The following is an 8,352-nucleotide window of genomic DNA, read 5'->3' as shown; positions in this document are numbered from 1 at the left end:
ATATTTAGTTGTAGCGGGTTTGTACCCGCATTACTTTAGCTTCTCCATAAAAACGGAAATAGTAGCCACGATAATGTCAACACGATGGCATCAACAGCGAGAATAATGATAATTTCGTTCCAGCTGACGCTACGGTCAAGGCCGTCCAAAGCGTTTTTTGAGATTTTTAGTAACATCAGTAGCAAAGGCAGAATCGTCGGGAAACTTAATACAGCCATTAACGTGGCCGGATTTTCGGCTTTGCTGGCTATTCCCGACACAAGCGTCAGCGAAGCCGCAAAGCCAATCGCCCCTAACAACAACGTCAATACGTATAAAGGCACATCATTGACTGGATTACCCAAAACGAAAGCGTAAACGCTAAAACCTAACAGTGCCAACACCACCATAAGTGTGGTATTGTATAGTATTTTCGAAAGAATAATCTGCTGTGGACTGGCTAGTGTGTAATAATACAATTGTCGACCAGCGCGTTCCTGTACAAAACTTTTGGCAATGGCATTGATGGCCGTAAACAGAAGAATAATCCAGAACAACGTATTCCAGACAATCGGTGTGAGTTGACCACGTCGAGCATTAAAACTTAGGTAACACACAAACACTGCCCCAACAATGTACAGCAGCATCCCATTGAGTGCGTAACGTTGCCGCCACTCCAACAGAAATTCTTTCCGCATCAAGGCACCCAACTGCTGTACTGACTTTGCCATCTTATTTATCCAATTCTGCAAATTTACGTCAGAACCCGGAAAGCAGGAAGGTTAATTCGAGAAAAGAACGTAACGACTTAGCAACTGTATTTCGCACTAATTTTGGGGTGTATGCAGTATATCGAAATTATTACCCTCTGCGGTTTTTCCTTTCTGGCTGGCTTTATTGACGCAATTATTGGTGGTGGCGGCCTAATTCAAACACCTGCCATCCTGTTTACGCTGCCGCAATACCCTATACCAACGCTATTGGGTACAACCAAAATTCCGTCACTGTGCGGCAGTTTGATGGGGGCATTCCAATACAGCCGGCACATAGCCATTCTTGGGAGACGTATTGCCCCGATGATGCTCATTGCCTTTGTTGCTTCGTGGCTCGGCTCCTGGACACTCACTCATGTCCCAAACAGCTTTATGAAACCGCTTGCACTGGCTATTTTGGTGACTGTATTTGTCTACACATTCATGAAAAAAGACTTTGGGCAGGTAACTGAACAGCCGATTAGTGAGCGTCAGCAAAAAACTCGTATGTGGCTAATGGGGGCGGTGATTGGCTTTTATGACGGATTTTTTGGACCCGGAACGGGTAGCTTTCTGGTGTTAGGCTTCATTGCACTTATTGGCTTCGATTTTCTGAAAGCCAGTGCTCACGCCAAACTGGTGAATGCGGCTACGAATCTGGCAAGCGTGTTATTTTTCACCAGTAAGGGTTACATAGTATACACCTTTGCTCTGCCTATGGCAATTGCCAATCTGTCCGGTGCTTTTGTCGGAGCCCGGCTGGCTATTTTAAAAGGAAACCAGTTCATCCGGGTCTTCTTTTTGCTGGTCATTAGCTGCACAATTCTGCGTTTTGCCCTGGATTTGATGCGATAATTTGTAATGCCGAACTTTCGGTTGTAATCTTGCATTAATTAAAATGAATCTAAATAAGATTCAGCCAATCCCATACCCGATTGTCGATCATTAGTCAGCCCATGAGTAAACGTAGCGTAGCCGACCTTAAAATTGGTGAACAAGCCACTATTCAATCATTCAGTGACCAATTGATGTCTCTGAAATTGCTTGAAATGGGCTGTCTGCCGGGGGCGCTGGTTCGGTTGACTGCCAAGGCTCCCCTTGGTGATCCGATTTGTCTGAACGTAGCCGGATATTGTCTGGCTATGCGTAGATCCGAGGCCGCTACGATACTTATTGATAATTAATTGTGAATGCCTGACGAATAACAGATGACGAATAATAGGTATCCGTTCGTTATCTATTATGCCTCAGGCATTATCTATTTTTTGTGTTGAAACCATCTGCAACTATTGCGCTTGTTGGCAATCCGAATGCCGGTAAATCGTCGTTATTTAACGAGTTGACGGGCCTGCGTCAGAAAACTGGTAATTTCCCGGGCGTTACGGTCGATAAGAAATCCGGGACCTGGTCGATTGACAGCCAAACAACCGCTACAGTTGTTGACCTTCCCGGTATATACTCAATATATCCGAAGTCGTTAGACGAACAGATTGTTACGGATATTCTGGCTAACCCCGCCCACCCTGACTATCCGGACGTAGCGGTGGTTGTTGTTGATGCCTCTAACCTGCACCGGAATCTGTTACTCTTCACGCAGATCGCTGATTTGGGCGTGCCGGTTGTATTGGCGCTGAACATGCTGGACGTAGCACAGCAGGAAGGGAAAGACGTTAATGCAGTTCAGCTGTCCATGCTGCTGGATGTCCCAGTTGTGCGTATTAATGCACGTACCGGCGAGGGACTTGATCACCTTAAAAAAGCGGTGATTGATAAAATCCACAAACCGGCTGCATCAGGCAAGTTATTTTTTGATCCGGCTCAGGAAGCGGCCGGGCTGATTGCCGATACCAAAAGCCAGTATCAACTCGACAACAACTACCTGGCTTTACAGTACGTTATTCAGCACGATGGATTCACGTTCCTCGATCAGCCGCAACGGGTAGGATTGGATACGCTTATCGACAAGCATCAATTCAGCGAGCCAACGTTTCAGGCGGGCGAAACCATTTCGCGTTATAAACACATTGGAACAATTGTCGACGCTGTTGTCAAGAGCCGACGGGCAACTGACCAGCCAACCTGGAGCCAGAAACTCGACCGGGTCTTACTGCACCCAATGTGGGGGTACGCTATCTTTCTGTTTATCCTTCTTCTAATTTTTCAGGCTATTTTCGCCTGGGCGCAACCGTTCATGGACGGTATTGATGCCGGTGTGGCCTGGCTCAATGGGCAACTGAAAGAAAGCCTGCCTGCCGGACCACTTACGAATTTGCTGACTGATGGAGTGCTGGCGGGTATTGGCGGGATTCTGGTATTCATTCCGCAGATCGCTTTTTTATTTCTGCTCGTTTCACTGCTCGAAGAATCAGGTTATATGTCACGGGTGATGGTAATCATGGACCGGATCATGCGCAAGTTTGGCCTGAACGGACGTAGCGTAGTACCCCTGATTTCGGGAGTAGCCTGCGCCGTCCCTGCAATTATGGCGACACGTAGCATAGGCACCCGTCGTGACCGGCTCATTACGATACTGGTTACGCCCCTGATGAGTTGCTCGGCCCGATTACCGATTTACACAATTCTAATTGCCTTAGTCGTACCGAGTCAGCGGGTTCTGGGTATTTTCAACTTGCAGGGCTTGGCGCTGATGGTTTTGTATCTGCTGGGGCTTATTAGTGCGCTATTGGCGGCATTCGTACTTAAGCTTTTCCTACGGACTAAGGAGCGTAGTTTTTTCATAATGGAATTGCCGACGTTTAAGCTCCCACGCTGGAACCACGTAGGGCTAACTGTTTGGGAAAGTGTTCGGGCGTTTGTCTGGGAGGCTGGGCGCGTTATTCTGGCAATTTCCATTGTGCTGTGGGTATTGGCCAGCTACGGCCCCGGCGATGCAATGGATCAGGCAGAAACACGTGTTCGTCAGCAAAACACTACGTTGTCGGATCAGGATTTACAGAATCGAATTGCCTCTGAACGACTCGAATCGTCTTACGCTGGTCAGTTTGGGCATTTTATTGAGCCGGTGATTCGACCACTTGGCTACGACTGGAAAATCGGGATTGCTTTGCTAAGTTCCTTTGCCGCTCGCGAAGTTTTCGTTGGAACAATGTCCACGATTTATAGCATTGGTGATGGAGCTGACGATGAAGGCGTAACTATTCGCGAACGGCTTCGCCAGGAACGTAACCCGCAAACGGGAGGGGCGATGTATACGCCTGCTCTTGCGTGGTCGTTGTTGATTTTTTACGTCTTCGCGATGATGTGTATGAGCACCTTGGCAGCTACCCAGCGAGAAACCAAAAGTTGGAAATGGCCCGCTGTTCAGTTAGTATATATGATGGGATTGGCTTATGTAGCCGCTTTTGCTACGTATCAATTTCTAAAATAAAACTGTAGAATGATCTGTCGACAGATCATTCTACAGTTTTAGTATTACCAAAATAATCCTTTCGAGATAAGAGGGTAGATATGGTAAATAATATATAAAAATAGGGCTGCTGTCAGACTCCCTAACGCTGTCGTATAATCAAATGATTCTCCCGTCTTCCGAGACTGGCGATCATTCCGCCAGTCTCGCTGCACTGTCTGTTTCATGGTGTGGAACTACTGTATTGTATATGGTGTGGAAGGAATTACGATGCAAAATTGGCACTTGTTCCTTGATCAGAATAGCGCAAAAACCCGTCAATTTTACAATACGTAGAAATACCTGCTTTACCAGTACAAAAGGCTGATGTTATGTAAAGCCTTATGACCACATTTTTCTGGGAAGTAACAGAATAAGTTCGATCATATTCTAACGGGATTAATCATTAGAACCACCAAATAGCTATAGTGAATAAGGCTCTATCTAATTCCAGCGTAGCGCATCAATCACATCCGAAGCAATCATGCCGATTTGGCCTCGTTGTTCAGCGACTTTATCGCCCGCAAGCCCATGCGCGAACACGCCCAGAACAGCCGCTTCGACGGGGTCATAACCTTGCGCCAGTAAGGCCGTTAGTACGCCAGTCAGTACGTCGCCCGTACCGCCCGTGCTCAAGCCCGGATTACCGGTTGAGTTGAAATGGACGTCGCCACTGGGTGTAGCAACTGCGGAATACGCACCTTTCAGGACGACCACTACGTTGTATTTTTTGCTGAACTCACGTAGAATGTCGAGCTTCTGGTAATCATCATCCCATTTTTTGGTAAGTCGTTCAAATTCTTTGGGATGAGGAGTTAGAATACTGTTTTTGGGGAGCTGATTCAATAACTCCCGGTTTTCGGAGAGCAGATTCAGTGCGTCGGCGTCAATGACAATGGGTTTTTTTAGCTTCGGCAATAAAGCCTTCAGCATCGACAACGTCTCAGGTGCTTTGCCGATACCGGGGCCAATGCCGACGGTGCTATAGTCGGATGGGGATGGCCCTTCAATTTCACTTGAACCCGTCAGTACGTTCTGATGGCCATCAGGAAGACACATCGCTTCAGGTACCGCCATTTGCAGAATTGAGTAGCCACAGCGGGGTACTTGTACCGTTAATAATCCGACTCCGGAACGCAGGCAGGCTCGTGCTGCCAGGACAGCAGCGCCCATTTTACCGTGACTGCCTACCAAAAGCAGCGCATGTCCAAACGTGCCTTTGTTGGAGTAACGCTCCCGTTTGTGAAGCAGCAGGCGAGCCTCCTGTGGCTGTGTATAATAATAGGGAGTTGGTGCCAGGTCGATAGAACGTTTGTAGAGTCGAATATCGACGGTATGCCATTCACCAACGTAGCGTCCATTTTTAGGGAGCATGAACGCCAGTTTTGGTAATTGAAACGTAACCGTATAATCGGGCTCGATAATAACATCAGTCGGGCTATTGGCCTGATCGGTATATAAGCCACTGGCAATGTCAACAGAGACAACCGTAGCCTGAGTACGATTAATAGCTAAAATAACTTCCTTGACTATACCTTCGGTTGGGCGCGACAATCCTGTTCCCAGAATGGCGTCGATAATAACTTCGTTATGCCGTATGGTCGGTATGTCCCGCGAAAATTCGATATACCGGATATTTTCAGTGACGAGTTTAAGTCGCCTATGGTTATGCATACAATCGTCCGATTCGCGGGGGGCGTAACGCACTACGTTAACCTCAACCGGATAATCGCGTTCCAGAAGCAACCGGGCAATGGCCATGCCGTCGCCCCCGTTATTACCTAAGCCACAAAAAATCTTCGTTGTAGTTGTATCAGGAAATCGATCTATAAACCAGTCGACAAAAGCGAGAGCAGCTCGCTCCATCAGATTGATGGGCGCAATGGGCTCATGACGTATAGTGGCGTCATCGAGGGCGCGTATTTGATCGACATTCAGAATTTTCATGGTTCAGGCTTGAGAAACGCAATGTAATTTTGCAAAAGTATTTTCTACTAGTGAGAAAATTATTTATTCTATAAGCTTTTAATAATCAACTAGTTGTAATCAAATTAATAAAACGTAACCAACTTTAGTACAACAAGTCGGCATCTGTCCTAATTTTAACCTCAACGTTATCGGGCTTTATAATGTAAACCGTGGGCACTTCGTCGGTCAAAACTGTATTCATGCTCACTAACGGTTTACCCTGCCCGCCAATCAGAAATTCTGTAGATATATCAGGATAGGCTTTCTTGAGAAGTCGTAGTGATTCAAGTGTCAGGTTTTGCCGACCTGCCAAAAATTGATACAGCTTATCATCTGATACGCCAGATTTTAGGGCCATTACTCGCGTATTGACTTCCAGCTGCTTTTGAATGGCGCGAAACCGCTCGGCCATATCCTTATCTACCATCAGACTATTGTTGATCGTTGCTTCCATAAAAGTATTGGTTCGATGGTATAAAATTACAAATACTTATTTATATACAAAATAAATCTGTAAATAAGTTGGATTATTGGTAAATATATCAGAATTTTGTAGGGTAATCAAAAAGTTCAAACTATGAAAATTCAGACAATCACCTACCACAAGGTTTTTAACCTGGGCAATTATCAAAATGAGAAAATCGGCATTGAAATCGCTTTAGAAGCGGGCGACGATCCGGTTAAATGCCACATGGAAGCGGTTAAGTACGTCGAACATGCCCATAAGTTTCAGACGGAATATCCCAAATACGAACGGGCCAAACAGATGGCCGCTGATCCGATGAACCACCGGGGCTACGAAGTGGAGCAGGCCAAGCAGATGGTAGCGGTTTTCGAAGAAACGTATAAGCAGTTTCTCAATGCCTACGGTGAACCGATGATTGCTATTCCGGAAACAACGGATAATTCAGAATACGACGAACGCTACTAACTTTTCTTACCTAAGTTGCTGACCGTATCCGCTGCTCCAACCGGCGAAATGGTTGAATAAAACAACGCCCGATCAAACGCCGGGGTTGTCTTATTCAACTACTGAGCCGTTGTGACTCAAGCCTTTTGACCTGACATTGAGAGCAGAGTCACTTACTTCTCAAATACTTATCATTTATCCTGATCAAAGTTCAATCATGGAAAAGTCAATCGAACAAGTTGCTGTAAAACACAAACCCCCAACTAGTTGCTGGGGGTTGTGAGAATCACGCTTTATCCAACTATTGGGCGAAAAACCCAGCCCGCTATTTACATAAAGTTGATGAAAATGACTGAACCGTCTAGTAGATTTCAAGCCAAGGCTATGAGTTACAATACTATAAAGACAAGTACCTAAACACAAAACCCCGACAATGGCCGGGGGATGTATAAACTATGTTTTATCATATAATAAACAAATTTACCTTTAGTAACCGCCCTTGCCCATACCGTTTAATATATGAGAACTGACTTACAACCCATACCCATACCCGCTCAACCGGCCTCGCTCGGTGAAGAGCTGCTTCGTGAGTCATTGACTGACTACGTAGCGAGTCTCAAACGATTACCGGCTATTTGTGGCACGTCGGATCAGCAGGAAGAATTAGTACGTATTATCGCGGAAGGCAATAAGCTAATCAAGCTGGTTAGTGAAGAGCGCTTAAAAATTACCCGCGAAATCGATAAGCAGAAACAGGTTTGGATGAATCTGGAAAAGAAGCTGATCGAGCCGATTGAGAAAGCGATGGCGCCGTATAAAAACGCGGTGCACACTTACAACGTCGAGCAAACCCGGTTGATGCAGGAAGCGAAGCGGTTACAGCAGGAAACCGAAGCTGCGCTGATTAAACAGAACGGTTCGGTGGACTGGTTAGCGCCCGTCGCTGCCGAAGGGCCGAAACCGAAGGGCGTGCAGATGCGCTGGAGCTTTGAAGTTGTTGATAGTCTAGGTGTGCCGCTTGAGTTTCTTATGATTAATGAGTCGGCCGTCAAAGAAGCAATTCGAAGTGGTGTACGCAAGATTCCCGGCCTTCGGATTTATCAGGAACCGATAACGACGTATTGAGCATGAAGGCTAGTTCAAGTGAAGGCATTGTTGATGGAATATGGACAACTGGCAGAAGCCCTATAACTTCCTGGACTGATACAAAATTCACAAAAGAGGAGACGGCGCGAGCCCTTAGTATGATGACTTTGCCGTACCTGTATCAGCATGAACGTGCTAAGAATCAGCCACAGGAGCCAACCGTTTCCTATTTCTTTAAGCATAAAACTAAG

General features: G+C 46.2%; 9 protein-coding genes. 6 read left to right on the top strand and 3 right to left on the bottom strand.

Annotated features, from left to right (window positions below; all coding sequences use genetic code 11):
• Window positions 1-35 precede the first annotated feature (35 nt).
• Window positions 36-710, bottom strand: coding sequence for a heme exporter protein CcmB (locus ACOJS8_RS03095; RefSeq protein ID WP_420147065.1), 675 nt, complete (start codon window positions 708-710; stop codon window positions 36-38).
• Window positions 711-821: 111 nt separating this feature from the next.
• Here ACOJS8_RS03095 and ACOJS8_RS03090 point away from each other — a divergent pair, with 111 nt between their 5' ends.
• The 3 genes from ACOJS8_RS03090 (at window position 822) to feoB (ending at window position 4,119) form a co-directional block, all read left to right on the top strand.
• Window positions 822-1,586 carry a sulfite exporter TauE/SafE family protein gene (locus tag ACOJS8_RS03090; RefSeq protein WP_420147064.1) on the top strand — a complete coding sequence of 255 codons (765 nt, stop codon included), beginning with the start codon at window positions 822-824 and terminating at the stop codon, window positions 1,584-1,586.
• Between the two features lie 101 nt (window positions 1,587-1,687).
• A complete protein-coding gene (locus ACOJS8_RS03085; protein WP_420147063.1) occupies window positions 1,688-1,915 on the top strand; it encodes a FeoA family protein in 228 nt (75 codons plus the stop codon).
• A gap of 86 nt (window positions 1,916-2,001) precedes the next feature.
• A complete protein-coding gene (feoB, locus tag ACOJS8_RS03080; RefSeq protein ID WP_420147062.1) occupies window positions 2,002-4,119 on the top strand; it encodes a ferrous iron transport protein B in 2,118 nt (705 codons plus the stop codon).
• Between the two features lie 462 nt (window positions 4,120-4,581).
• Here feoB and ACOJS8_RS03075 read toward each other — a convergent pair whose 3' ends face one another.
• Both ACOJS8_RS03075 and ACOJS8_RS03070 read right to left on the bottom strand, forming a co-directional pair.
• On the bottom strand, window positions 4,582-6,084 hold the full coding sequence (locus ACOJS8_RS03075) for an NAD(P)H-hydrate dehydratase (protein WP_420147061.1): 1,503 nt from the start codon (window positions 6,082-6,084) through the stop codon (window positions 4,582-4,584).
• Between the two features lie 124 nt (window positions 6,085-6,208).
• The gene (locus ACOJS8_RS03070) at window positions 6,209-6,559 is read right to left on the bottom strand and encodes a hypothetical protein (protein ID WP_420147060.1); all 351 of its coding nucleotides are present in this window, start codon (window positions 6,557-6,559) and stop codon (window positions 6,209-6,211) included.
• Between the two features lie 123 nt (window positions 6,560-6,682).
• Here ACOJS8_RS03070 and ACOJS8_RS03065 point away from each other — a divergent pair, with 123 nt between their 5' ends.
• The 3 genes from ACOJS8_RS03065 to ACOJS8_RS03055 form a co-directional block, all read left to right on the top strand.
• Window positions 6,683-7,036, top strand: a complete 354-nt coding sequence (locus tag ACOJS8_RS03065; protein WP_420147059.1) for a hypothetical protein — start codon at window positions 6,683-6,685, stop codon at window positions 7,034-7,036.
• Between the two features lie 498 nt (window positions 7,037-7,534).
• Window positions 7,535-8,140, top strand: coding sequence for a hypothetical protein (locus tag ACOJS8_RS03060; RefSeq protein WP_420147058.1), 606 nt, complete (start codon window positions 7,535-7,537; stop codon window positions 8,138-8,140).
• A 2-nt stretch (window positions 8,141-8,142) separates the two neighbouring features.
• Window positions 8,143-8,352 (top strand): hypothetical protein (locus ACOJS8_RS03055; RefSeq protein ID WP_420147057.1); only part of this gene is annotated, 210 nt, incomplete at its 3' end.

Origin of the sequence: Spirosoma sp. (assembly GCF_048594605.1) — a bacterium.
Classification (GTDB): domain Bacteria; phylum Bacteroidota; class Bacteroidia; order Cytophagales; family Spirosomataceae; genus Spirosoma.
This window is presented reverse-complemented; position numbering and strand designations above follow the sequence as displayed.